Source organism: Bradyrhizobium sp. T-12, assembly GCF_058314695.1.
This window is the reverse complement of the sequence record NZ_CM177756.1, coordinates 5,992,886-6,017,802: the sequence shown is the minus strand read 5'-3', so window position 1 is coordinate 6,017,802 and position 24,917 is coordinate 5,992,886. Positions and strand designations below refer to the sequence as shown.

The 24,917-nt window shown below is 64.7% G+C and carries 25 protein-coding genes; 18 read left to right on the top strand and 7 right to left on the bottom strand.

Annotated features, from left to right (window positions below; genetic code table 11):
• Window positions 1-381: 381 nt before the first annotated feature.
• The 11 genes from AC0WRY_RS28680 (at window position 382) to AC0WRY_RS28630 (ending at window position 10,503) form a co-directional block, all read left to right on the top strand.
• A complete protein-coding gene (locus AC0WRY_RS28680; RefSeq protein ID WP_211416147.1) occupies window positions 382-1,080 on the top strand; it encodes an RNA polymerase sigma factor in 699 nt (232 codons plus the stop codon).
• Between the two features lie 144 nt (window positions 1,081-1,224).
• On the top strand, window positions 1,225-2,049 hold the full coding sequence (locus AC0WRY_RS28675; RefSeq protein ID WP_194404108.1) for a flagellin: 825 nt from the start codon (window positions 1,225-1,227) through the stop codon (window positions 2,047-2,049).
• A 61-nt stretch (window positions 2,050-2,110) separates the two neighbouring features.
• Window positions 2,111-3,793: a flagellar filament capping protein FliD gene (gene fliD / locus AC0WRY_RS28670; protein ID WP_491122039.1), complete on the top strand. Its 1,683-nt coding sequence runs from the start codon at window positions 2,111-2,113 to the stop codon at window positions 3,791-3,793.
• 21 nt (window positions 3,794-3,814) lie between these two features.
• A complete protein-coding gene (locus tag AC0WRY_RS28665) occupies window positions 3,815-4,243 on the top strand; it encodes a flagellar export chaperone FliS (RefSeq protein ID WP_285807731.1) in 429 nt (142 codons plus the stop codon).
• A gap of 166 nt (window positions 4,244-4,409) precedes the next feature.
• Entirely contained in the window at window positions 4,410-4,682 is a 273-nt protein-coding gene (locus AC0WRY_RS28660; protein ID WP_491122038.1) for a hypothetical protein, read from the top strand.
• Between the two features lie 367 nt (window positions 4,683-5,049).
• Entirely contained in the window at window positions 5,050-5,715 is a 666-nt protein-coding gene (locus tag AC0WRY_RS28655; protein ID WP_259216801.1) for a flagellar hook assembly protein FlgD, read from the top strand.
• A 46-nt stretch (window positions 5,716-5,761) separates the two neighbouring features.
• Window positions 5,762-7,027, top strand: a complete 1,266-nt coding sequence (gene flgE, locus AC0WRY_RS28650) for a flagellar hook protein FlgE (protein ID WP_491122036.1) — start codon at window positions 5,762-5,764, stop codon at window positions 7,025-7,027.
• A gap of 3 nt (window positions 7,028-7,030) precedes the next feature.
• A complete protein-coding gene (locus tag AC0WRY_RS28645; RefSeq protein WP_194404101.1) occupies window positions 7,031-7,291 on the top strand; it encodes a hypothetical protein in 261 nt (86 codons plus the stop codon).
• 72 nt (window positions 7,292-7,363) lie between these two features.
• Window positions 7,364-7,783 carry a flagellar protein FlgN gene (locus tag AC0WRY_RS28640; protein WP_212067425.1) on the top strand — a complete coding sequence of 140 codons (420 nt, stop codon included), beginning with the start codon at window positions 7,364-7,366 and terminating at the stop codon, window positions 7,781-7,783.
• A gap of 18 nt (window positions 7,784-7,801) precedes the next feature.
• Window positions 7,802-9,574: a flagellar hook-associated protein FlgK gene (flgK, locus tag AC0WRY_RS28635; protein ID WP_491122034.1), complete on the top strand. Its 1,773-nt coding sequence runs from the start codon at window positions 7,802-7,804 to the stop codon at window positions 9,572-9,574.
• Between the two features lie 17 nt (window positions 9,575-9,591).
• Window positions 9,592-10,503 carry a flagellin gene (locus tag AC0WRY_RS28630; protein ID WP_212067253.1) on the top strand — a complete coding sequence of 304 codons (912 nt, stop codon included), beginning with the start codon at window positions 9,592-9,594 and terminating at the stop codon, window positions 10,501-10,503.
• 5 nt (window positions 10,504-10,508) lie between these two features.
• On the opposite strand, the gene AC0WRY_RS28625 is transcribed toward AC0WRY_RS28630, so the two are convergent.
• The 3 genes from AC0WRY_RS28625 to AC0WRY_RS28615 all read right to left on the bottom strand — a co-directional run bounded on the left by AC0WRY_RS28625 (window position 10,509) and on the right by AC0WRY_RS28615 (window position 13,561).
• Entirely contained in the window at window positions 10,509-12,083 is a 1,575-nt protein-coding gene (locus AC0WRY_RS28625; RefSeq protein ID WP_491122032.1) for an AMP-binding protein, read from the bottom strand.
• 33 nt (window positions 12,084-12,116) lie between these two features.
• Window positions 12,117-12,752, bottom strand: coding sequence for a uracil phosphoribosyltransferase (gene upp, locus AC0WRY_RS28620; protein ID WP_106948511.1), 636 nt, complete (start codon window positions 12,750-12,752; stop codon window positions 12,117-12,119).
• Window positions 12,753-12,820: 68 nt separating this feature from the next.
• Window positions 12,821-13,561, bottom strand: coding sequence for a crotonase/enoyl-CoA hydratase family protein (locus AC0WRY_RS28615; RefSeq protein WP_491122029.1), 741 nt, complete (start codon window positions 13,559-13,561; stop codon window positions 12,821-12,823).
• Between the two features lie 249 nt (window positions 13,562-13,810).
• Between AC0WRY_RS28615 and AC0WRY_RS28610 the strand changes: the two genes are divergently transcribed.
• Window positions 13,811-14,227, top strand: a complete 417-nt coding sequence (locus AC0WRY_RS28610; protein WP_491122027.1) for an LmrA/YxaF family transcription factor — start codon at window positions 13,811-13,813, stop codon at window positions 14,225-14,227.
• On the opposite strand, the gene AC0WRY_RS28605 is transcribed toward AC0WRY_RS28610, so the two are convergent.
• The 3 genes from AC0WRY_RS28605 to AC0WRY_RS28595 are packed head-to-tail and all read right to left on the bottom strand — an operon-like array spanning window position 14,224 to window position 15,051.
• The gene (locus AC0WRY_RS28605) at window positions 14,224-14,352 is read right to left on the bottom strand and encodes a hypothetical protein (RefSeq protein WP_256438865.1); all 129 of its coding nucleotides are present in this window, start codon (window positions 14,350-14,352) and stop codon (window positions 14,224-14,226) included. The genes AC0WRY_RS28610 and AC0WRY_RS28605 overlap by 4 nt on opposite strands.
• 15 nt (window positions 14,353-14,367) lie before the next feature.
• Window positions 14,368-14,559: a hypothetical protein gene (locus tag AC0WRY_RS28600; RefSeq protein ID WP_259216832.1), complete on the bottom strand. Its 192-nt coding sequence runs from the start codon at window positions 14,557-14,559 to the stop codon at window positions 14,368-14,370.
• 24 nt (window positions 14,560-14,583) lie between these two features.
• The gene (locus AC0WRY_RS28595) at window positions 14,584-15,051 is read right to left on the bottom strand and encodes a hypothetical protein (protein WP_491122024.1); all 468 of its coding nucleotides are present in this window, start codon (window positions 15,049-15,051) and stop codon (window positions 14,584-14,586) included.
• Window positions 15,052-15,704: 653 nt separating this feature from the next.
• Between AC0WRY_RS28595 and AC0WRY_RS28590 the strand changes: the two genes are divergently transcribed.
• The 6 genes from AC0WRY_RS28590 (at window position 15,705) to AC0WRY_RS28565 (ending at window position 23,812) form a co-directional block, all read left to right on the top strand.
• A complete protein-coding gene (locus AC0WRY_RS28590; RefSeq protein WP_018641117.1) occupies window positions 15,705-15,794 on the top strand; it encodes a K(+)-transporting ATPase subunit F in 90 nt (29 codons plus the stop codon).
• A 112-nt stretch (window positions 15,795-15,906) separates the two neighbouring features.
• Window positions 15,907-17,610: a potassium-transporting ATPase subunit KdpA gene (kdpA, locus tag AC0WRY_RS28585; RefSeq protein WP_491122021.1), complete on the top strand. Its 1,704-nt coding sequence runs from the start codon at window positions 15,907-15,909 to the stop codon at window positions 17,608-17,610.
• Between the two features lie 22 nt (window positions 17,611-17,632).
• Window positions 17,633-19,750: a potassium-transporting ATPase subunit KdpB gene (kdpB, locus tag AC0WRY_RS28580; RefSeq protein WP_491122019.1), complete on the top strand. Its 2,118-nt coding sequence runs from the start codon at window positions 17,633-17,635 to the stop codon at window positions 19,748-19,750.
• Between the two features lie 12 nt (window positions 19,751-19,762).
• A complete protein-coding gene (locus AC0WRY_RS28575; RefSeq protein WP_491122017.1) occupies window positions 19,763-20,368 on the top strand; it encodes a K(+)-transporting ATPase subunit C in 606 nt (201 codons plus the stop codon).
• A 40-nt stretch (window positions 20,369-20,408) separates the two neighbouring features.
• Window positions 20,409-23,126 carry a DUF4118 domain-containing protein gene (locus tag AC0WRY_RS28570; protein ID WP_491122015.1) on the top strand — a complete coding sequence of 906 codons (2,718 nt, stop codon included), beginning with the start codon at window positions 20,409-20,411 and terminating at the stop codon, window positions 23,124-23,126.
• Window positions 23,123-23,812, top strand: coding sequence for a response regulator (locus tag AC0WRY_RS28565; protein ID WP_491122013.1), 690 nt, complete (start codon window positions 23,123-23,125; stop codon window positions 23,810-23,812). The genes AC0WRY_RS28570 and AC0WRY_RS28565 overlap by 4 nt, the downstream gene beginning before the upstream one ends.
• A 114-nt stretch (window positions 23,813-23,926) precedes the next feature.
• Here AC0WRY_RS28565 and ku read toward each other — a convergent pair whose 3' ends face one another.
• Window positions 23,927-24,811: a non-homologous end joining protein Ku gene (ku, locus tag AC0WRY_RS28560; RefSeq protein WP_194404088.1), complete on the bottom strand. Its 885-nt coding sequence runs from the start codon at window positions 24,809-24,811 to the stop codon at window positions 23,927-23,929.
• Between the last annotated feature and the right edge of the window lie 106 nt (window positions 24,812-24,917).

Genomic DNA, 24,917 nt, shown 5'->3' with positions numbered 1-24,917 from the left:
TTCGAAAAAGGTGATTCGGAAAAAATTGCCGAGTGCGGATGCTGTCTCGCGTTCATTCACACTCGGAAACAATCGCTTCTTGATGCGCCACGCGCGCGTTGCACGCGATCACCTAGTGCCGCGTAATGTCTGCGTTTTCTTACTGCTACATCTGTTCAGGATGGATGATCTGTCATGGCGCGAGACGATGGGATGATTGCAGGATTGAAGCGCGAGAGCATCGCGCTATCGGCAATTATTGCCCGACGCCCGGCAAAAGATGCCAGGTAATATCTTGAAAAATAACAAAAATTCTTCGCCTGGATTGTTTTGGTCCTGCGTTCAACGCCTGGAAGCCGTGTGGCATGTGCGCCCCCGGCATTGTGGGTTGGAGGTTGCGGGATGAGTTACGCTGCTGATGTCATGACGCCCGCCGAGTCCGCGATTGCGACGACGGTGCCAGCCGAAGCGATGGTGCCGATGATGGCCTCGGTGCCGCTCGCGCCGGACAGCGCACCTGTCGCCGACGATGTCGTCTATGATGAAGACAGCGAACTGCTCGACAAACTCGCGACCGGCGACGAGGCCGCCTTCCGCATGCTGGTCGAGCGTCACATCGATCGCGCCTACGCAATCGCGCTGCGCATCGTCGGCAACGCGGCGGACGCCGAGGACGTGGTGCAGGACACCATGCTCAAGGTCTGGAGCCACCGGGGACGGTGGCAGCATGGCCGCGCCAAGTTCTCGACCTGGCTCTACCGTGTCATCTCCAATCGCTGCATCGATCTGCGCCGCAAGCCGCGCAACGAGAACGTCGAGACCGTGCCTGAGGTCGCCGACGGCCAGCCCGGCGCGGTCGAGATCATCGCTCGTAACGAGCTGAACGACATGCTGGAACTGGCGATGCAGCGCCTGCCCGAGCAGCAGCGCATCGCTGTGATCTTCTCGTATCATGAGAACATGAGCAACGGCGAGATCGCCCAGGTGATGGACACGACGGTGGCTGCCGTCGAGTCGCTTCTCAAGCGCGGACGCCAGCAGCTTCGTCAGCTGCTGCGCAAGCACGAGCGCGACATCCGCACCGCGTTTACCGACTGCTAACCATAAAAATCGCCTCGCGAAAACTTTCGCGCCTGATCTCCTTGCGCTCCGTCGTTTGAGCGAACGGACGGGGCTGCGGTCCGCGTCGTCGTAAGCCGATTTCAACGATGCGGCACGCCATGCCCATCAGCACAGGAGCTCTCAATGCCCGCAATCAACACCAATACCGCCGCCAACGCCGCGGTTCGTTACCTCAACATCAATTCGTCGCAAGAGACCTCTTCGCTCTCGAAGCTGTCGAGCGGCTCCCGCATCACGTCGGCATCCGACGACGCCGCCGGTCTTGCGATCTCGACCCGCATCTCCTCGGATGTCACCACGCTGCAGCAGGCCGCGACCAACGCCTCGCAGGCCAACGCGATCCTGCAGACCGCCGACGGCGGCGCCTCGAACATCTCCGACATCCTCGCCCGCATGAAGTCGCTGGCCTCCGAATCCGCGTCGGGCACCACGACCGACTCCAGCCGCGCCTACATCAACTCGGAATTCACGCAGTTGACGAGCGAAATCGATTCGATCGCGTCCGGCACCCGCTACTCCAGCCAGAGCCTGCTCGACGGCTCCAGCGTGTTCGCTTCCGGCGTCTCGGTGCTGGTCGGCTCATCGGGCTCGGATACCATCACCATCACGCTCACGAGCCTGACGGCCTCTTCGCTCGGCGTGTCCTCGCTCGACGTCAGCACGCTGTCGAACGCGACCTCGGCGCTGACCGCACTGGACACGGCGATCGACACGGTCTCCGCTGCCCGCGCCAGCATCGGCGCCCAGGAATCCCGCTTCAATTTCAGCGCGGACTCGATCTCGACCCAAACCCAGAACCTGCAATCGGCGAATTCGGCGATCAAGGACGTCGACATCGCGGCCGAGCAGTCCAAGCTCTCCTCCGCGGAAGTGAAGACCCAGGCCGCCGTGTCGGCACTCGCCGCGGCGAACCAGATGCCCCAGTACCTGCTCAAGCTGCTGGGCTGATGACGAGACGAGCGGGCCGGCGTGATGCCGGCCCGCTTCCTGCCAGGGATAGATACGCACAGTGGCTTCCGTCAGTTCGGCCAGCAGCAGCACAAGTTCGGGTGTCTCCGTCACCACGAGCGGGACCACCAATTCGAGCAGCATCGACTGGTCGGCGCTGATCCAGGCTGCCGTCGACGCGAAGACCGCGCAGGCGGACACGATATCGACCACGATCACGAACAACGAGGCCAAGATCTCGGCCTATCAGACGCTGCAGAGCGATCTGAAGACGCTGTACTCGGGATTGGCCTCGCTTTCGACCGCGGTGGTCAACTCGTTGTCCACCAGCGCGTTTGCCACGCGCGCCGCCAGCATCAGCTCGACCGGGGATGTCAGCGCTTCCTCGGCGCTCTCCATGACGATCAAGAGCGGGGCGGCGACCGGCGACCACACGCTGACGATCAGCCAGCTCGCCACGGCCCACAAGGTGTCCGGCACGGCGCAATCGAGCCAGACCGACGAGCTCGGCTATTCCGGCACGTTTTCGATCGGCCTGGAGGGCGGTGCCACGTCTGACATCTCCGTCAACAGCACGATGTCGCTTCAGGACATCGTCGATGCCATCAACGCCCAGACATCGACGACCAATGTCCAGGCCTCGATCGTGCAGGTGTCCAGCACCTCGTACCAGATGGTGCTGACCGGCACGGAGGATGCGGCTGATATCAGCTATTCCAGCACGTCCGGCGACGACATCATGAACGAGCTGGGCGTCACGGACAGCTCGGGGAGCTTCACCAACGTCATCCAGGAGGCGCAGTCGGCCGAATTCACGCTCGACGGCATCTCGATGACCCGCGACACCAACGACATCTCCGACGTCCTGAGCGGGGTCACTTTCAACCTGCTCCAGGCGACGCCGGACGGAACGTCGCTGAACATCAGCATCGAGACCGACACCAGCCAGATCCAGTCCGCGCTGGAGACGTTCGTCACCAACTACAACGCCTTTCGCGATGAGGTCATCGCCCAACAGGCGACGGCCACCGACGGCACGGCGGATTCGCGCGCGGTCCTGTTCGGCGACGGAACGATGCGCAACATCATGGATGCGCTCCAGAATGCGTTGAACAGCACGATCGGCGGCATGACCATGGCCGATCTCGGTCTGTCGTTCAACGAGAGCAACGAGCTGGAGCTCGACACCTCGACACTATCGGACATCCTGAGCACTGATCTGAGCGGCGTGACCAAGCTGTTGTCGGCGCAGACCACGACGTCGTCCAGCCAGCTCAGCGTCGTCAATACCGGGACGTCGCCGCAATCCTTCACGCTGGATGTGGCAGTCGATTCCGACGGCAACCTCACCTCGGCGTCGGTCGGCGGCGATTCGACGCTGTTCACGGTCAGCGGCACCACGATCATCGGTGCCGCCGGCTCGATCTATGCAGGCATGGCCTTCACTTACAGCGGGTCGACCTCCCAATCGATCACGGTGACGTCGACCTCGGGCATTGCGACGCAGCTCTATCAGATCGCCAAGAACTACGCGTCCTCGACCGGCGTGCTGCAGACGCTCATCACCAATCTGACCACGCGCGATGACGATCTTCAGCAGAAGGTCGACGACATCAACAGTGCGGCCGCAACGCTGCAGTCGCAGCTCCAGACCCAATACGCAAAGTACCAGGCGGCGATCGAGAGCGCCAACAGCAAGCTAACCTATCTCAAGGCATTGCTGAACAGCTCCTCGAGCGATTGATCGTGTGAGACAGAGTGATCGATGATGCATAACCAGATGGCGTACATGGCCAACCAGGCCTATCGGGGCGCGGCAACGAGCGTGCCGCCGCTCAAGGCGATTTCGATGCTGCTGGGGGGAGCCATCACCTTTCTGCAGAAATCGCTGGCCGCGCAGGAAGCGCGCCGCTTCGAGGAGGGGCACGAGCACCTGATGAGGGCGACCGCAATCCTGCGCGGACTGAGCCACAATCTCGACTTCGCCAAGGGCGGCGCGGTGGCGGAACAGGTGTTCCAGACCTATAACGCGATGATCCTGGCAAGCCTCAAGGCGTTCGGCCGTCCGCACGCGCGCGCGAGTTTCGCACGCATCATCGCGGGGCTCTCCGAGCTTCGGGAGGCCTGGGAATTCGTCGATGCCGCCACGCGCAGCGGAGGCGGCGCGCCGGCCGACATGGCCCGCAGGGGCTGAACGGCTCCGGCCGATCCCGGTGCGCTTCGGCGATCATCCGGGCCGCCATTTGCGCCGTCGTCCGTAGTGCTGCGGGCGCTTTTGGCGCCGCAGTTCGCCGAAATCCGGTTTTCGCCGCGCCTGCAATGCTTTATGACAGGCCTGACCGAAGCAGGATCGGCAGGCGATGGACGTCACCGAGTTTGAGGAACTGATCGACCGGCTGGGCGAGGATCTTTCCCGCTGGCCCGAGGATCGGCGCGTGCCTGCGCAAGAGCTGTTGGCGCGATCGCCCGCGGCGCAGGCCCTACTCGAAGAGGCGCGCACCTTGCGCCGCGCGCTTGCGGCGCCGACCGTCCGCGCGCCCGCAGGCCTCGCCGACCGCATCGTCGCCGCTGCTGCCAAGATGAAAGACGATGCCGCCGAGCCCCGCACGGAAGGTGAGACGGCGGGGAGCTGACGCGTCTTACTGATACCGAACACCACGCGAGGCCGTCATGCCCGGGCTTGTCCCGGGCATCCACGTTCTTCGTGCCGCGCGGCGACGCGTGGATGGCCCGGGACAAGCCCGGCCATGACGTCGCGGAGGCGTTAATGCTCCTTGCGCGCGAGCAAGCAAGTTGTGGTTTGGCCTCGTCGCGCAAGGGACTAATTTGATCATCGCATTCTAGCGCACATACACGGCAGATTTTGCCGTATCGAAAGCCGTTTTCGCGCGGGTGAATCCGCGCCTGAATCCGCCCGCCCACCCGTTTCATCAGCACACAGATTTCAAGCGCGCCGGCCGGCATCTGGTCGCCGGCAGCGCGGGAAAGCCGGAGTTTCTGATGACCGTTTCCGCCGTGAGTTCCGCAACGACTGCGACCACCACGACATCGTCGTCGAGCGCGTCGTCCTCGTCGTCGCTGACGTCCAGCGACTTCCTCAGCCTGCTGGTCAGCGAGCTTCAGAACCAGGATCCGCTGAACGCGACCTCGACCACCGACTTCATCAATCAACTCACCTCCTACGCCAATTTCACCCAGCAGCAGTCGATCAACTCCAACATGTCGTCGCTGGCGAGTTCGTTCTCGAGCCTCGTGACGCTGAACTCGGTGAACTATATCGGCCACACCGTCGAGGCGAAGACCGATACCTCGACACTCAGCAACGGTTCGGCGAGCTTCGGCTACTCGCTGTCCTCGGCTGCATCTGATGTTTCGATTAGCATCTCGGATTCTTCGGGCAACGTCGTCTACACCGGCACGGGAACGGGCAATTCCGGCTCCAACAGCTTCACCTGGGACGGCAAGGATTCCAGCGGCAACCAGCTCTCCGACGGCGGCCAGTACACCATCTCGGTGACCGCGACCGACTCCGCAGGCAACTCGGTGCTCAACTACACGACCGTCACCGGCACGGTGACCGGCATCGACACCTCGACCTCGACGCCCTCGCTCACGGTGAACGGCGTTGCCGTCAGCGCCGCGAACATCCTCGGCGTCACGTCCTGATCCCAAGTTCCTGTCTTAACGTTCCCGATTTCCTCGGAGCTTCATCATGAGTCTCACCGGCGCATTGTCCTCGGCGATCTCGGCGCTCAGCGCCCAGAGCCAATCCCTGTCGATGATCAGCGACAACATCGCCAATTCCGACACGACCGGCTACAAGACAACGTCGGCCATGTTCGACGCGCTGGTGACGGCCTCCAGCAACACGACCTCCTACGCCTCGGGCGGCGTCACCGTTTCGGGTCGCGCCAACATCACCCAGCAAGGCCTGCTCGCCGCGACCTCCAACGCGACCGACGTCGCGATCCAGGGCTCGGGCTTCTTCGTGGTGACCGACGCCACGTCCGGCGGCACAGTCGCCTATACCCGCAACGGTGCCTTCTCGATCAACAATGCCGGCTATCTCGAGAGCAACGGCTATTACCTCGAGGGCTGGCGTACCGACGCGGACGGCAACGTCGTCGGCAGTGAATCGGCGAGCAATCTCGGGGCGATCAACACCCAGGTCGCATCGACCAGCGGCAGCGCCACTACCAAGACCACGATCGCGGCAAACCTGCCGTCGGATGCCGCAACCGGCGATACCTACACCAGCTCGATGACGGTCTACGATTCGCTCGGCGCCGCAAACACGATGCAGATCACCTGGAGCAAGACCGGCACCAACACCTGGAGTGCCAGCTTTGCCAATCCGACGTCGGCCTCGGACACGACGACTGCGACGGGCACGGCCTCGGGCACCATCGACATCACCTTCAACAGCGACGGATCGCTCGCCAGCACGAGCCCGGATCCCGCGACAATTGCCGTGACGGGCTGGACCGATGGCGCCGCCGACAGCACGATCACGCTCGATCTCGGCACCGTCGGAGGCACCGACGGCCTGACCCAATACGCCTCCGGCGAGACCACGCCTGACGTCAACGTCACCAGCATCGATTCCGACGGTCTGTCCTATGGCAAGCTGTCCAGCATCTCGATCGGCAAGAACGGCGTCGTCGATGCCACCTATTCCAACGGCGAGACCATCGCGATCTACAAGATCGCGGTCGCAACCTTCGCCGATCCCAACGGACTGGCCGCTTCCAGCAACGGCATTTATTCGGCGACCGTGACATCGGGCAACGCCGCGTTACAGGCCTCAGGCGAGAACGGCGCGGGCACGGTCTACGGCAGCGAGCTGGAGTCGTCGACCACCGACACCTCCAGCCAATTCTCGAGCATGATTTCCGCTCAGCAGGCTTATTCCGCAGCGTCGCAAGTGATCTCCACCGTCAACAAGCTGTACGACACGCTGATCTCGGCGATGAGGTGAGCGATGCAGGGTGAAAGCGCGAGTGCTGCCGGAGAAGCGCTGCTGCGCCGGCTGCGGCGGTTGGTGGCGCGGGCCGCGACGGTCGGGAGCGGTGACCGCAAGCAGCTGCTCGCGCTCCTCGACGATTTCGAGATGGTTCGCCGCGGCCTTCTGCGCGAATGCGCTGAGATCGAAGGGCAGATGAAACAGGCAACCGCCAGGACGACCGCGATCGGCGCCTATTTGCGCAGTTCACAAGCCGGCCGCGGCAAGCCGCACAATTAGAAGGCGATGAGGATGACCGTAGTCCATACCGAAAGCAAAGCCAAAAATCAGACCTACAGCCAGTCCGCGGGGATGAGCGATGCCCGGATCAAGTCGCTGATCACGCTGATCGATACGCTGACCGCGCTGGTTGCGACGGAGAATGCAGAGCTCGCCAAGGGCCTGCCCGCCTCGCGCCTGAAGCAGGTCGACGAGAAGAACCGGCTGGCAGAGATGTTCGAGCGCACGGTGGCGGAATGCGCGGCGGGCAACACGAACCTGAACGTCAGGGACCGCATCCTGCGCGAGCAGCTCCTGGAGCGGATCCTGAATCTGCGTGCGGCGATGGACGAGAATCTGCTCCGCCTGCGGGCGGCCATCGAGGCCAGCAACCGCCGGATCGAGGCGGTCATGCAGGCGATCCGCGAGCAGATCGCGGCGGTGTCGCCCTATGGCGCCTCCGGCCGGCTCGCCGCTCGCGCGGTTTCCAGCGGCACCAGCCGCAGCGCGTGACCAGCCGAGGAGGCCGCCATGTCACTCGATATCGCGCGATCCATCGCCTTCAGCGGGCTCTCGGCCACGTCCGTGCAGATCAGCGTGACGTCGTCGAACATATCGAACGCCGACACGACCGGCTATACCGCGAAGACCGCGAACCAGTCGAGCAGCGTGACCAATGGCGTCGGCACCGGCGTCACGGTGACGGGCATCACCTCGACCGTCGACAAGCTGTTGCTGAAATCGCTGATCGCCGCGACCTCGGAGCTCGGATCGGCGGACACCACGAATACCTACCTGACGTCGCTCGGAAAGCTCTACGGATCGACCAGCAGCACCGACTCATCGTCAACAGGGACCTCGCTCGCCAACAGCATCGCCTCGCTGGAATCGGCGCTGGCGTCGCTGGCGAGTTCGCCGGGCAGCGCCTCTCTGCAATCCAACGTGGTCAGCGCACTCGATGATGTCGCCAGTCAGTTGCGGGAGACCTCGAGCAGCATCCAGAAGCTCCGCGCCGACGCCGATCAGGACATCTCGTCCGCGATCGACGACGTCAATACCGACCTGCAGCAGATCGCGGACCTGAACGCAGAGATCAAGCAGACGGCGGCGGCGGGCCAGTCGACCGCGGACCTCGAGGACCAGCGCAACACCGCGCTGCAGGACCTCGCCTCGAAGATGAACGTCAATTACTTCACCGCGTCGAACGGCGATATCCAGATCTACACCAAGTCCGGCCAGGCGCTGGTCGACAGCTCCGCGCATGAGATCGGCTATACGGCCGCTTCCAACGTGACGGCGTCGACGACGTACACCGCCGGTTCCTCGTCGAGCGGCTTCAGTGCGATCACGGTGAACGGTGTCGACATCACCTCGCAGATATCGGGTGGAGACATTGGGGCGCTCATCACGCTGCGCGACAAGACGCTGCCGGACGCGCAGTCCCAGCTCGACCAGCTTGCCCAGCAGCTCGCTTCAGTGATGAACAGCGTCTCGAACAGCGCGTCCGCAGTGCCGGCGCCGACCAGCCTCACCGGTACGGCCAGCGTCACCAGCGGCACGGCGCTGTCCGCCTCGGGCACGGTGCGTCTTGCCGTTACCGACCAGGGCGGCAATCTGGTCTCGTACGGCGATCTCGACCTGTCGTCCTATTCCACGGTCGGTGACCTCGTCACCGCCATCAACGGCATTTCCGGATTGTCGGCCTCGATCGATGCAGACGGCCATCTCTCGATCGCGGCGACCGGCTCGGGCAACGGTGTCGCCGTCAACCAGATGACGAGCTCGGTCGGCAGCGCGGGGGAGGGGTTTTCGGAGTATTTCGGCCTCAACGACCTCATGACGGGAACGAGCGCGGCGGATATCGCGGTCAACAGCAAGATCCTGTCCGGGGTGAACGAGATTCAGCTCGCGACGCTGGATTCCTCGTCGAGCCTGACCGTCGGCAGCAGCGTGCTGTCGTCCGGTTCGACCAGCGTGGTCAACGCCTTCTACGACGCGCTGACGGAATCCCGGACCTTCGCATCCACCGGCGGCCTTGCGGCCACCACCGGCTCCTTGGCCGATTATGCCTCGGCCATCGTGGCCGACGTCCCCAGCAAGGCGTCGCGGGCGTCTGACACTTACACGGCAAAGGAAACCGCGCAGTCGACCTATGCCAACTCGTTGTCCTCGCAATCCGGCGTCAACCTGGACGAGGAATCCGCCAAGCTCAGCACGCTTCAGAACAAATACACCGCGGCGTCCGCGCTGATCCAGGCCGTCAACACCATGTATTCGGCGCTGCTGTCCGCCGTTCAATCGTAACAGCCGGGGGCACGCTCATGGTCGCGATGCGGGTCGCCACCTTCGCGCAGTCGAACAGGATGATCGCGGACGCGATGCGCGTCGAGTCGGTGATGGCCAACAAGCAGATCCAGGAATCGACGGGGGTGATCTCGACCGATTTCGGCGGTTACGGCTCGGACGCGCAGCATGTCGTCAACCTCCAGGTCTCGGTCACGCGTGCACAGTCTTATGTCGACGCTGCGACGCTCGCCGACAGCAGGATCCAGGTGATGTATTCCGCCATCGGCTCCATGACCGACATCCTTACCCAGCTCCGTTCCCAGCTCAGCGCCGCTTCGACCGGCAGCTCGACCGAGACCAATTCGGTGATCACCACCGCCCAGCAGATGCTGCAGGAGATGGGCTCGCTGATGAACACGCAATACGACGGCCAGTATGTGTTCGCCGGCGGCAAGACCGATACGGCGCCGGTCGATCTCACGAGCTTCTCGTCCGGGACCGGTTCGACGACGACGGCCGACACCAGCTACTACGAGGGCGACGACGAGATCGCTTCGGTTCGGGTTGCCTCGGATGAGACGGTGTCGTACGGCGTCACCGCCGACAATTCGGCGTTCGAGGAGGTCATGCGGGTCCTCAAATTCGTCGCGAACAGCACCACGCTGTCGTCCTCGGACATTTCCAGCGCGCTCGATCTTACCGGCATGGCGCTCGACGACACCGCGGCGGTGCAGGCCCGGCTCTCGAATGCGGCGTCCTCGATCGAGACGGCGAGTGCCCGCCAGGCCGACTACAAGAGCTATGCCGAAACGTTGTCGAATGACCTCACCGGTGTCGACGTCGCCGCCATCACGGCGCAGCTGTCGACCTACCAGGCACAGCTCACCGCGTCCTATTCGGCGCTGGCCAAGATCCTGAGCATCAATCTCGCGAGCTACCTGAAATAGCGCGGCTATTCGGCGGCGATCCGCTCCATCGCCATGGCGCGCAGCCTGGCGCGTTGGATCTTCACGCCGTTCGCGCTGTCGGTGACGGGAAAGGAATCCACGAGATAGATTCGCGCCGGCACCTTGTAGCCGGCGAGCCGCTGGCGCAGATGCGTGATCAACGTCTCCTGCATGGGCGGCTCCCTTGCAGGAATCACGAACGCGACGCAGCGCGCCTGGCCCTTCAGATCGACTGCAACCACCTGCGCATCCGTCACGCCGGCACAGGATTTGAGTTCGTCCTCGATCTCGCCGGGCGCGACGAGGAAGCCGCCGAGCCGCATGGCATCGCCCGCGCGGGTCTCGTAGACGAAGGAGCCGTCGCCACGCAGCCGGCCGATATCGCCGGTGCGGAAGAACCCGTCCGCGGTGATCGCCTCGCGCGTCGCCTCCGGATTGTTGAAATAGCCGAGGAAGCGCGACGGCGCGCTGATCTCGATCTCGCCGGAGACGCCGCTGGCCGCAAGCGCGCCGGTCTCGGTGTCGCGCACACGCACGTGCGCGTCGGACGACATCGGCCAGCCGCCGCCCTCGATGCGGTCGGCGAAGGCATCGCCAGGCCGCGCGATCGAGAACAACGCCTGGACCTCGCTCGAGCCGTAAAGGCCGAACAGCGGCAGGCCGCGTGCCTCGGCTTCCGCGGCAAGCTCGCGCCAACCGGGCTGGAAGGCGGCGAAGCCGCACGTTTCCAGATGCGGGAATGGACGCGGCGCATCGGTGAGGGCGAGAATGCGCCGGAACATCTCGTCGGAGCCGAAGGCGTGCGTGATCCCTTGCGTGCCGAGAATCTTCAGCGCTGGTGCCGCCTCGAAGGCATCGAGCACATGAATGGTTGCACCGGCTGCGACGAAGCCAAGCAGGCTCGTCATGCCAAAGGTGCCGCAGAACGGCAGCATGGCCAGCAGCGCATGACGCTGCGGTGAGAGCTTCAGGGCCTTGGCAACGGTGACAGCATGACCCGCCAGTGTCCGCTGCGAATGCGCCACGAGCTTCGGTCCCTTGGTGGTCCCCGATGTCGTGTAGAGCAGCACGGGGAGGTCGATGTCGTCCTGGGGAGGGGGAGCGGGCGGATAGGATCCGTCGAAGGCATCGAAGCGCACACAGGGCCAATGCGCGGGGATCGCGTCCGCGCCGACCATTGCGAGCTTCTGCAGAGCGGGCACCTCATCCCTGGCGATGCCGGCGAGGATTGCGGCAAAATCGATCGAGCGGAATGCGGCCTCGACCACCATCAGCCTGGCGCCGGACAGCCGAAGCAGATGCGCGACTTCCGCACTGCGGTAACGCGTATTGACCGCGGCGACGATCGCACCACAGCGGGCGGCGGCGAACAGCAGCGCGAGCCACTCGATCCGGTTGACCAGCCAGACCGCGACCACGTCCCCCTTGCCGATGCCTTGCGCAGCGAGCCAGGCGGCGGTCTGCTCAACCTTCTCCGAGAACTGCTCGCGCGAGACCGGCGTGCCGTCGAAGACGAAGGCGGGGTCAGCGGCGGCCTCGGTCCGGATCAGCGATTGCAGCGAAAACGCATTGGTACTCATGGCAAGCGGAGTAACCCGATCGCTCAAATCTGTCTACTTGGTGCCGAACATCCGGTCGCCGGCATCGCCCAGGCCCGGCACGATGTAGCCGTGATCGTTGAGCCGCTCGTCGATCGCGGCGGTCCAGATCGGCACATCAGGATGCTCGCTCTGGAATTGCGCGATGCCCTCGGGCGCCGCCAGAAGGCAGACGAAGCGGATGTCGCGGGCGCCGCGGGCCTTGAGCAGGGAGGCGCCGGCGCAGGCCGAATTGCCCGTCGCCAGCATCGGGTCCATCAGGATCACGGTGCGGTCCGACAGGTCCTGCGGCGCCTTGAAGTAATATTCCACGGCCTGCAATGTCTCGGGGTCGCGGTAGAGCCCGATATGGGCGATGCGCGCGGAGGGCATCAGCGCCAGCATGCCGTCGAGGAAGCCGACGCCGGCGCGCAGGATCGGCGCCAGCGTGAGCTTCTTGCCGGCGATCTTGGGCGCCCGCATCGGCGCGATCGGTGTCTCGATCTCGACCAGCTCCAGCGGCAAATCGCGCGTCACCTCGTAGGCGAGCAGCATCCCGATCTCGTTCAGGATCTCGCGAAAGCTCTTGGTCGAGCGATCCTTCTCCCGCATCAGGGAGAGCTTGTGCTGGACCAGGGGGTGGGCGACGACGTTGACATTGCCTGTGCTCATGAAACCGATCTACACGTTTCCCCCAAGTTGCGCCAGATCGCCGGGTCTTTCCGAGGGGGCAGGTGGCTTCATCCGGGCACCGCCACGGCGCTGCGGGCGCGATTGCTCGCCGCGTAGGCAGCCATGGTCAACTCGCGGTCGATCGCCGCGCGCATCGCATCTATCGCGGGCTCGCGCAGGCGCTTCTTCGCGATCGCGTGCGACGGCCTGTGGATGGCGCGTAGCGCGGCGATGGTCTCCGCAAGGGCGTCGTCGATGGCTTCCGGCGGAACCACACGATCGAGGAAGCCTGCGGTCAGCGCATCCTCGGGCTCGTACATTTCACCCAGCGTGACGGTGCGGCTGAGCCAGGCCGGATGCAGGCGGCTGCGCGCCAGCTCGATGGCAAAGCTCGGCGGCGCGATGCCGATCGCGACCTCGTTCAGCCCCATGCGGTGCGGCCCGTGCGCACCCAGCCTGACATCGCAGGCGAGCAGCAGGAACGTTCCCATCGGGAAGGCATGGCCCTCCATCACGCCGATCACCGGGTGCGGATGAGACATCAGCCGCAGCGCCAGCTCGGCGCCGGCGCGGACCATCTCGAGACTCTTTGCGGCATCGCCCGAGGCGAACACCTTGAGATCGAAGCCGGCGGAGAAGATGCCGGGCCGTGCCGAGCGCAGCACCACGATCTCGGCTTCCTTTTCGGCCCGGTCGAAGGCGGCGCCGATCGCGGCCAGCATGCTGGTCGACATCACATTGACCTTGCCGTCGTCGAGCCCGATCCGCGCGACGCCATCGTTCACCTCGAAGCTCACTCCGACTGCCATTTGCCTCTCCCGTCATGGACCAGTCTTGACTGTCGGAGGCTGATGTAGACCAATCAATATAATTTCGTACGAGGGGGAAAGCGCCATGCCGGCCGTGCCGAAACACCGCCAGCCCATCATCAATGCCGCGGTGACGCTGTTCCGCCGCCAGGGCTTTGCCCGGACGGGCCTCAACGACATCGTCGAAGCCAGCGGAGCGCCCAAGGATCGCTCTACCATTACTTTCCGGACGGAAAGTCCTCGATTGCGGTGGCGGCGGTGGAGGAGGCGGGCCGCCGCGTCGCGGCGACGGTCGCCCAGCTTGCGGAGCAGTGCGGCTCGACCGCCGAGCTCTTGCGTGCCCACGCGAGACTGTTGGCAGGCTGGATGCAGGTCTCCGGTTTCCGCAACGGCTGCCCGATCACGACCGTGCTGCTCGAGCTTGCGCCGCGCGAACGGGCCGTCTCCGAGGCCGGTCGCAAGGCCTATGCGGCGCGGATATCGCTCCTGCGCGACAAGCTCGTCGCCGACGGGTTTGCCAGGTCGCGGGCGGAGACGCTTGCCGTGCTCTGCACGTCGGCCCTCCAGGGCGCGCTGATCCAGGCCCGCGTCGAGCGCAGCGGCCGGCCGATCGAGGTCACCGCGGCGGAATTGGCGCGGCTGATCGAAGCGGAACGGCGAAGCTAGACGCCGAGGCCGCGCGCCACCAGCGTGATCACGAGCGTCAGGATCGCCCCCCAGATCAGGCTCAGCGTCATGGTCAGGATGGTCACGGTGACCATCTGCTCCAGATTTCCCTTGAGGAACGGCATGGTGGTCGGTCCCCGTCAGGCGTGGAGCTGCCAAAGATGGATGGCGGCCCTCAGCGCGATCAGGGCGGTGAGCACGCTGCCCATCGAGAGCACGGTCAGCACAGGCCGCGCGAGATGCTTGAGCTGGGCGCTGCGCACTTTCGATTGTGCGGGCCGACGTTCAGCCCAGTGCGGCGGTTGTTCAGCGTGTTGTGGCAGCACCGGCATGTCCAGGGTCCTTCTGTCATAGCTTCAGCCGAAATTGTCGCAGGCGAGCGGCTCATAAAGCCGATCCCGCAGTGGGCGAACGGAAGGAACGCTCGGCCGCGTCACCTCTGCGGCCAATGCCCGGACCTCGACCAAGGCCGACAGCAGAGCCAGCGGCAGGTCGGAATGGCGCGCCTCGACCGCGGCGTCCAGCCAATCCGGCAACTCGCGTTCGCGCGATAGTGCACAATGCCACTCGCCCTCGTCATAGGCGACGCGCCGGACCTGCCATAGCGGCAGCTCGAGCTCCAGCAGAGCCAGCGCCGCGTCAGTCCAGGCCCCGGCATCGATCAGGCGTATGAGGCGTGTGCTGCGTTCGCTTTGGCCGAGCGAGCGGACGCGCGGGCAGGCCTTGTCGATGATTTCGAGCATCAACGGGCGTGTCATCCCTGCGGCCGCGCGAAGGTGCTGGCTGAGCGAAGGTGGGTCGAGGCGTCGGAGAATGGCGATCATGTCTGACCTCCTGGAACTGGCGTCGGTCAGTCGGCCGGCACCGCCAAGATGGCCGGGGAGGGCATTTGAAAGCGAGATGGGGATCGGGGGCGAGATATAGGGATTTCATAAGTGAGCGGGTGGGACGTGAGGGGCGTCATCAACCGCTGTCGTCTCGTGAAGCCATGGCATGAGATGTGGGCTAGGGGGCACTGAGAGTCACCACGTCGTCATGGCCGGGCTTGCCCCGGCCATCCACGGCAGCGCGAAGAACGTGGATGCCCGGGACAAGCCTGGGCATGACGACCTTGGCCGAATGTCTATGCGATTGCCACGGCTTCGCGGGGAGCCAGCGGGACATTTGGCGAGATCGTGGCTCAATCGAGCCACCGCCCGGCCTTTATGAGATTCCTATAACGTCGCCATAGCCCTCATCTCGAAAACCTATGCCCGCGCTGGCACTTCAGCACGGTCGAAAGTCCCGGCAGCCACCGCGCAAATATCTTCCATCTTCTGCGCGCGGCCGTCGGGCCCCCGAGAAAGGTTGCGTCCCGTTGGGGCGCAACGAGGAGCAATCCCATGATGGACATTCTGATGCTGGCGCTGGGCTTCGGCTTCTTTGCCCTTGCGATCGGCTACACCTACGCCTGCGAACGGCTGTGAGGGAGCGGACCATGATCTTCGATTATGCGCTCGCTGGTGCCGTCTCGTTCGGGCTGCTGGTCTATCTCACCTACGCGCTGCTGCGGCCCGAGCGGTTCTGACCCGTGCTGCTGATTGTCGAACTATTGCTGGCGGACGCCGTGCTCGTCGCCGGCCTGCTGGCGCTGCTGCTGCCGCTGCTGCGGCGGACACCAAGCTTGAAGGGTTGATTCCATGACCATGATCGGTTGGCTCCAGATCATTCTGTTCTGTGTCGTTATTGTCGCACTCACAAAGCCGCTCGGCTGGTACATGACGCGCGTGTTCGGCGGCGAGCGGACGTTCCTGTCGCCGGTGCTGCGGCCGATCGAGGCTGGCATCTATTGGATCTCCGGCGTGGACGAGAAGCGCGAACAGCACTGGCTGACCTACACGGTCGCCATGCTGCTGTTTCATGTCGGCGGCTTCCTCGTCATTTACGGCGTGATGCGGCTCCAGGCCGTGTTGCCGTTCAATCCCGCTGGACAAGGCGCGGTTGCCGAAGATCTTTCCTTCAACACTGCGGTCTCCTTCATCACCAACACCAACTGGCAGAACTACGGCGGCGAAAGCACGCTGTCCTATCTGACCCAGATGGTCGGCCTGACGCATCAGAACTTCCTGTCGGCGGCGACCGGCATCGCGTTGGCGGTGGCGCTGATCCGCGGCTTCTCGCGCGCCTCGATGCGCACCGTCGGCAACTTCTGGGTCGACGTCACCCGCTGCACGCTCTATGTGCTGCTGCCGATCTGTATCGTCTACGCGCTGTTCCTGGTCTGGCAGGGCATGCCGCAGACGCTCGGAGACTACGTCGAGGCGACCACGCTCGAAGGCGCCAAGCAGACCATCGCGGTCGGCCCGGTCGCCTCGCAGGTCGCGATCAAGATGCTCGGCACCAACGGCGGCGGATTCTTCAACGCCAACGCCGCGCATCCGTTCGAGAACCCGACGGCGCTGTCGAACTTCGTGCAGATGCTCTCGATCTTCGTGCTCGGTGCTGCCCTGACCAACGTGTTCGGCCGCATGGTCGGCAACCAGCGTCAGGGCTGGGCGATCCTCGCGGTCATGGGCTTGCTGTTCCTGGCCGGCGTCGCCGTCACCTATTGGGCGGAAGCGAGCGGCACCTCGACGCTGCAGGCGCTGGGCCTGACCGGCGGCAACATGGAGGGCAAGGAGGTCCGCTTCGGCATCGTCGCGTCCTCCCTCTTCGCCGTGATCACCACGGCCGCCTCCTGCGGCGCCGTCAACGCCATGCATGACAGTTTTACGGCGCTCGGCGGCATGATTCCGCTGATCAACATCGAGCTCGGCGAAATCATCGTCGGCGGCGTCGGCGCCGGCATGTACGGCATGCTGCTGTTCGTCATCCTCGCGATCTTCGTCGCAGGCCTGATGGTCGGCCGCACCCCGGAATATGTCGGCAAGAAGATCGAGGCGCGTGAGGTCAAGATGGCGATGCTCGCGATCCTGATCCTGCCGCTGATGATCCTGGGCTGGTCGGCCGTGGCCGTGGTGCTGCCCACGGGCGTGGCCTCGATGGCCAACGCCGGCCCGCATGGCTTCTCGGAAGTGCTCTATGCCTATTCGTCGCAGACGGGCAACAACGGCTCGGCCTTCGCGGGTCTCACCGGCAACACCCCGTTCTACAACTTGACGGGTGCCTGCGCGATGTTCGTCGGCCGCTTCCTGATGATCGTGCCGGCCATGGCCATAGCCGGCTCGCTCGCGGAGAAGAAATCGATCCCGCCGTCGACGGGCACCTTTCCGACCACCGGCGGACTGTTCGTCGGCCTCGTCGTCGGCGTCATCCTCATCATGGGCGGCCTGACCTTCTTCCCGGCGCTCGCCCTCGGCCCGATCGTCGAGCATCTCGCGATGAACGCCGGCAACGTTTTCTGATCCAGCTTTCGGAGTGACCTCCATGGAACCAGTCCACAAACCCAACAAGCGCATGCCAGTCTCGGCGATGCTGGATCCCAAGATCGTGGTGCCGGCGATTGGTGCTGCCTTCACCAAGCTTGATCCGCGATCCATGATCAAGAACCCTGTGATGTTCGTGGTCGAGATCGTGGCCGCGCTGACCACTGTGATCTTCGTCCGCGACCTCGTCACCGGCGGGGAAAATCTCGCCTTCACCTTCCAGATTATTCTCTGGCTGTGGTTCACCGTGCTGTTCGCCAACCTCGCTGAAGCGGTGGCCGAAGGCCGCGGCAAGGCGCAGGCCGAGACGCTGCGCAAGACCCGCACCGAGAGCCAGGCCAAGCTTTTGAGCGGCGCGGGCCGTGATTTCAGGCTGGTGCCCGGCACGAGCCTGAAGGTCGGCGATCTCGTCCTGGTCGAGGCGGGCGATACGATTCCCTCGGACGGTGAGGTGATCAAGGGCGTCGCCTCCGTCAACGAAGCCGCCATCACCGGTGAATCGGCGCCCGTCATCCGCGAATCCGGCGGCGACCGTTCGGCTGTGACCGGCGGCACGCAGGTGCTGTCCGACTGGATCCGCGTCCGCATCACGGCGGCCCAGGGCTCGACCTTCATCGACCGTATGATCAAGCTGGTCGAGGGCGCCGAGCGGGCCAAGACGCCGAACGAGATCGCGCTCAACATCCTGCTCGCCGGCCTCACCATCATCTTCGTGTTCGCCACCGTCACCATTCCGAGCTATGCGGCCTATGCCGGCGGCTCGATCTCGGTGATCGTGCTGGTCGCGCTGTTCGTGACGCTGATCCCGACCACGATCGGCGCGCTGCTCTCGGCGATCGGCATCGCCGGCATGGACCGTCTGGTGCGCTTCAACGTGCTGGCGATGTCGGGCCGCGCGGTGGAGGCGGCCGGCGACGTCGATACGTTGCTGCTCGACAAGACCGGCACCATCACCCTCGGCAACCGGCAGGCGACCGCCTTCCGTCCGGTGCGCGGAGTGACCGAGCAGGAGCTGGCGGACGCCGCCCAGCTTGCCTCGCTCGCCGACGAAACTCCGGAAGGCCGCTCCATCGTCGTGCTGGCCAAGGAGAAGTACGGCATCCGCGGCCGCGACATGGGCGAGCTCGGGGCCACCTTCATTCCGTTCACGGCGCAGACCCGCATGAGCGGCGTCGATGCCGGCGGCTCATCGGTGCGCAAGGGTGCGGTCGATGCCATGCTGAACTATATCGGCGGCGGCGCTGTGACCGCGGTCGCATCCGGCAATACGGCGCGGGCGATGCAGCCTGCCGCGCTCTCCGAGCTCGGCCGCGAGATCCAGGGCATTGCCGACGACGTGTCGAAGTCCGGCGGCACGCCGCTGGCAGTCGCCAAGGACGGCAAGCTGCTCGGAATCGTCCAGCTCAAGGACATCGTCAAAGGCGGCATTCGCGAGCGCTTCGCCGAGCTCCGCCGCATGGGCATCCGCACCATCATGATCACCGGCGACAATCCGATGACGGCAGCCGCGATCGCGGCGGAAGCCGGTGTCGACGACTTCCTGGCGCAGGCCACCCCCGAGGACAAGCTCAAGCTGATCCGCGACGAGCAGGCCAAGGGCAAGCTGGTCGCCATGTGCGGCGACGGCACCAACGACGCGCCGGCGCTTGCCCAGGCCGACGTCGGCGTCGCCATGAACACCGGCACGCAAGCCGCGCGCGAGGCCGGCAACATGGTCGATCTCGACTCCAACCCGACCAAGCTGATCGAGGTGGTCGAGATCGGCAAGCAACTGCTGATGACGCGCGGCGCGCTGACGACGTTCTCGATTGCCAACGATGTCGCCAAGTACTTTGCGATCATTCCGGCGATGTTCCTGGCGTTCTACCCTCAGCTCAACGTGCTCAACGTCATGAACTTGTCGAGCCCGCAGAGCGCCATCCTGTCGGCGATCATCTTCAACGCGCTGATCATCATCGCGCTGATTCCGCTCGCGCTCAAGGGAGTTGCTTATCGCGCGGTCGGCGCCGGTGCCCTTCTGCGCCGCAACCTTCTGGTCTACGGCCTGGGCGGCATCGTCATTCCGTTCATCGGCATCAAGGCAATCGACCTCGTGGTCACTGCCCTGCACTTGGCCTAAAGGAGGCCTGTCATGTTGAGAGAAATCCGTCCCGCCATCGTCTTGTTGCTGGCGCTCACCGCCATCACGGGACTGGCCTATCCGCTGGCAATGACCGGCATTGCCGGTGTGCTATTTCCGAAACAAGCGCAAGGCAGTCTGATCGAGAAGGACGGCAAGGTGATCGGCTCCGCCCTGATCGGACAGGAGTTCAAGGACGACAAATATTTCCACGGCCGTCCCTCGGCGACGCTGGCCCCGGACCCCAATGATGCGACCAAGACGGTGTCGGCACCCTACAATGCCGCCAACTCCGGCGGCTCCAATCTCGGCCCGACCAGCAAGGCGTTGGCCGACCGGCTGAAGGAGGACGTGGACAAGCTCAAGGCCGAGAACTCGAGCGGGCCGGTCCCAGTCGACCTGGTGACGACCTCGGCCAGCGGCCTCGATCCCGACATCTCGCCGGAAGCGGCGCAATTCCAGGTGCCGCGCGTGGCGAAGGCGCGGAATATGCAGGAAGACGCCGTGAGGCAGCTTGTGGCTTCCAACGTTCAGGGCCGCGTGCTCGGCCTGCTCGGCGAACCCCGGGTTAACGTTCTGGCGCTGAATCTCGCGCTGGATCGTGCGTCGGCGAAGTAGCGGCCTAGGCTGGGAATGCCCCCATGATTATATTGGCCTGATGGTTCAACAGCGCCGCGATCCCGAACAACGTCCGTCCCCCGAAGCGCTGCTGGAAGCGGCGCGCCGGGAGGAGAGCGGCAAGCTGAAGATCTTCGTCGGCGCCGCGCCCGGCGTCGGCAAGACCTACGAGATGCTGCAAAGCGCCCACGCCAAGCGCAAGGCCGGCATCGACGTCGTGGTCGGCTTCGTCGAGACCCACGGCCGCGCCGAGACCGAGGCGCTGGTGCGCGGGCTCGAAATGGTCCCGCGCAAGCGGCTGGAGTACCGCGGCCAGATCGTCGAGGAGATGGATCTCGATGCGGTGATCGCGCGCCGGCCGCAGATTGCGCTGGTCGACGAGCTCGCCCACACCAACGCGGCAGGTAGTCGCCATCCCAAGCGCTATCTCGATGTCGAGGAGCTGCTGTCCCACGGCATCGACGTCTACACCGCCGTCAACATCCAGCACATCGAAAGCCTCAACGACGTCGTCGCCCAGATCACTCATGTCCGGGTGCGCGAGACGGTGCCCGATTCCGTGTTCGATCGCGCCGATGCGATCGAGCTGATCGACCTCACGCCCGACGATCTCATCCAGCGGCTGAAAGAAGGCAAGGTCTACGTGCCCCGCCAAGCCGAGCGGGCGCTGGAGCACTATTTCTCGCCGGGCAATCTGACTGCCTTGCGTGAGCTCGCGCTGCGGCGGACCGCCGAGCGGGTCGACGAGCAGCTGCTCACTCATATGCAGGCGAATGCGATTTCCGGGCCCTGGGCCGCGGGCGAGCGGATCCTGGTCTGCGTCAGCGAGGATCCTCGCGCGGCGGGCCTCGTCCGCTACACCAAGCGGCTGGCCGACCGGCTGCATGCGCCGTTCACCGCACTCTCGATCGAGACGCGGCGCTCGCTGCAATTGTCCGACGAGGAGCGCGACCGGCTGGCCGACACGCTGCGACTGGCGGAATCGCTCGGCGGCGAGGCGCTGACCATCCCCGCGGTCGGGCGCCGCATCGCCGATGACGTGGTCAATTTCGCGCAAGGCAACAACGTCACCCAGATCGTGATCGGCAAGTCGACGCGCTCGCGCTGGTTCGAATTGACGCGCGGCTCGGTGGTGCATGATCTGGTCCGCCGTGCGGGCAATATCAGCGTTCACGTCATTCCCGGCGACGAACTTCCGGCCGAGGATGCATCCAAGACGGCGGTGCAGACCGCCGCGCGATCCGAGCCATCCGATGCCCGGCCTTATCTCTACGCGCTCGGGATCGTGCTGATCGGCCTTGGCGCCGCCAAGTTGATCCAGCCCTATTTCGGCATCGAGAACGTCGATCTCGTGCTGCTGACCTCGGTCGTGGCGGTTGCCGTGCGCTATGGCCTGTGGCCGTCTTTGCTGGCGACGGTCGCGGCGTCGCTCTGCTACAATTTCTTCTTCATTCCGCCGATCTACACCTTCACCATCACCGACCCGACCAACGTCGCCGCGTTCTTCCTGTTCATGGTGGTGGCCATGCTGGTCTCCAACGTCGCCGCGCGCGTGCGCATCCAGGCCGATACCGCCATTGGCCGGATCAGGATGACCGAGCAGCTCCACGCCTTCAGCCGCAAGCTCGCGGGCACCGCGACGCTCGACGACGTGCTGTGGGCAACAGCCTACCAGATCGCGTTGATGCTGAAGGTCCGCGTCGTGCTGCTGCTGCCGGAAGACGGCTTGCTGACGGTGAAGTCCGGCTACCCGCCGGAAGACGATCTCGACCAGGCCGATCTCGCCGCCGCCAACTGGGCCTGGAGCAATGACCGCCCCGCCGGCCGTGGCTCGGATACGCTGCCGGGCGCAAAACGGCTGTTCCTGCCGATGCGCACGGGGCGCGGCCCGATCGGCGTCATCGGCATCGACAATGACCGCACCGGGCCGCTGCTGACGCCGGACCAGCGCCGGCTGCTGGACGCGTTGGTCGACCAGGGGGCGCTGGCGATCGAGCGCGTGCTGCTGGTCGAGGATATGGATCGCGTCAAGCGCACCGTCGAATCCGAACGCTTGCGCTCCGCACTGTTGACTTCGATCTCGCACGATCTGAAGACGCCGCTCGCTTCGGTGCTGGGAGCGGCCTCGACCATGCGCGATCTCGCCGGGGCCTTGTCCGACACGGAGAAGCGCGACCTGCTGGCCACCGTCATCGATGAATCCGAACGGCTCAACCGCTTCATCGCCAATCTGCTCGACATGACCAAGCTCGAATCCGGCGCCATCGTGCCCAACACGGCGCTGCATGACCTCGGCGAGATCGTGGGCAGCGCGCTGCGGCGCGCAGCCAAGATCCTTGGCGGCCACAAGGTCGAGCTGATTCTGGCGGCCGATCTGCCGATGCTCCAGCTCGATGCCGTGCTGTTCGAGCAGGTGCTGTTCAACCTGCTCGACAACGCCGCCAAATATTCGCCTCCCAACACGACGGTCTCGATCCGCAGTCGGCGCGATCGCGATCATGTCGTGCTCGAGATCGTGGACGAGGGGGCCGGCATCCCGCCCGACGAGCTCGAGAGCGTGTTCGACAAGTTCTATCGTGTGCAGAAGGGCGACCATGTCCGCCCGGGCACCGGGCTCGGCCTTGCCATCTCCCGCGGCTTCGTCGAGGCGATGCGCGGCACGATCTCGGCCGCCAACCGCAGCGAGCGGAGCGGCGCCGTCCTCACCATCCGTCTTCCCGTTCCGGCAGAGAGCCGCGCATTGGATACCGCCGCATGAGCGCCGCCCCGATCAAGGTCCTGATCATCGACGACGAGCCGCCGATCCGCAAATTGCTGCGGATGGGGTTGTCGACGCAAGGCTACGACATCCTGGAGGCGTCGAACGGCAAGATCGCGCTGGCGAAGCTCGAGGAAGCGCCGGCGCTGATCATTCTCGATCTCGGACTTCCCGACGTTCAGGGACACGAATTGCTGCGCACCATCCGCGCCCGCAACGAGGCCGTGCCGATCGTGGTGCTGTCGAGCCGCGGCGACGAGGCCGGCAAGGTCCAGGCGCTCGATCTCGGCGCCGACGATTATCTGACCAAGCCGTTCGGGATGGACGAGTTGTTGGCCCGCCTGCGCGCCGCGCTGCGCCACCAGCTCCAGGTCCAAGGCGAACGCCCGGTGTTCCGCACCGGCGATCTCTCCGTGGATCTCGTCCGCCGCATCGTCAAAGTCGGCGAGCGCGAGGTCAAGCTGTCACCCAAGGAATACGATCTTTTGCGCGTGCTGGTGCAGCACGCCGGCAAGGTGCTGACTCACCGCTTCCTGCTCAAGGAGCTCTGGGACGAATTGACTGACGCGCAGTACTTACGCGTCTACGTCCGCCAGCTTCGCCAGAAGATCGAAGCCGATCCGGAACGGCCGCAATACGTGCTGACTGAGACGGGGATCGGATACCGGTTGAGGGCGGGGGATTAGTCCGCTGTCATTCCGGGGCGCGCCCTTGGCGCGAGCCCGGAATCCATTTCTCCGCTCGGCGCATTCGGCATGATGGATTCCGGGTTCGATGCTTCGCATTGCCGGAATGGCGAGCTATCCCGCCTTCCTCTGCCGCGCGGTCGACCGGTGCGTCTTTCGCGCGGCGCGTTGCCGCCCGGACGTCCGCCGCGCGTGAGACTTCGCCGTCGTCTTCTTCCCGCCGCGGCCCTTCAGGCTCTGCTTCAGGGCGTCCATCAGGCTGACGACGTTGCTCGGCCGCTCCTCGGGCTCGGGCAGCTCGATCTTCTTGCCGCTGGCCTTGCGTTTGACCAGCGCCTTCAGCGCGGTCTCATAGTCGTCCTTGAATTTGCCGGGGTCGAAATGCGCGGCCTTGGTGTGGAGGATGTGGCCGGCGAGCTCGACCATGTCCTTGCTGATCTTCGGGCTCTTGATGTCGTCGAAGAACTGGTCCTCGTCGCGCAGCTCGTAAGGGAAGCGCAGCGTGGTGCCGAGCAGGCCCTTGCCGAGCGGTTCGATCGCGATCATGTGCTCGCGGTTGGTGAGCACGATCTTGGCGAGCGCCACGCGGTCCTGGTCCTTCATGGCGTCGCGGATCACCGCGAAGGCGTCGACCGCGGCCTTGCCGTCGGGCGCAATGTAATAGGGATGGTTGAGGTAGCGCTGGTCGATCTCCTCGCTCGGCACGAAGCTCTCGATGTCGATGGTGTGATTGCTCTCGATCTGGACCGCCTCGAGCTCCTCCGGCTCGATCTCGACATATTTGCCTTTGCGCAGTTCATAGCCGCGGCCCTTCTGGTCGCTCTCGACGACGTCGCCGGTCTCGGAATCGATCATCTGCTGCTTGAGCCGATTGCCGGTTTCGCGATTGATCAGGTGAAACCGCGTCTTCTCGGCCGCCGTGGTCGCCGGGTAAAGCACGACCGGACAGCTGACCAGCGACAGCTTCAACGTTCCCTTCCAATAGGCGCGCGGGGCCATTCCATTCTCCAGCGTTTTCAAAGGCATTTTGGAACCCCAACCCTCCCACAGGGTTTTGGTTCCGGATGGGACTTTGGCCGTGTTAGGCTTGAATCCTCGGAAGAAA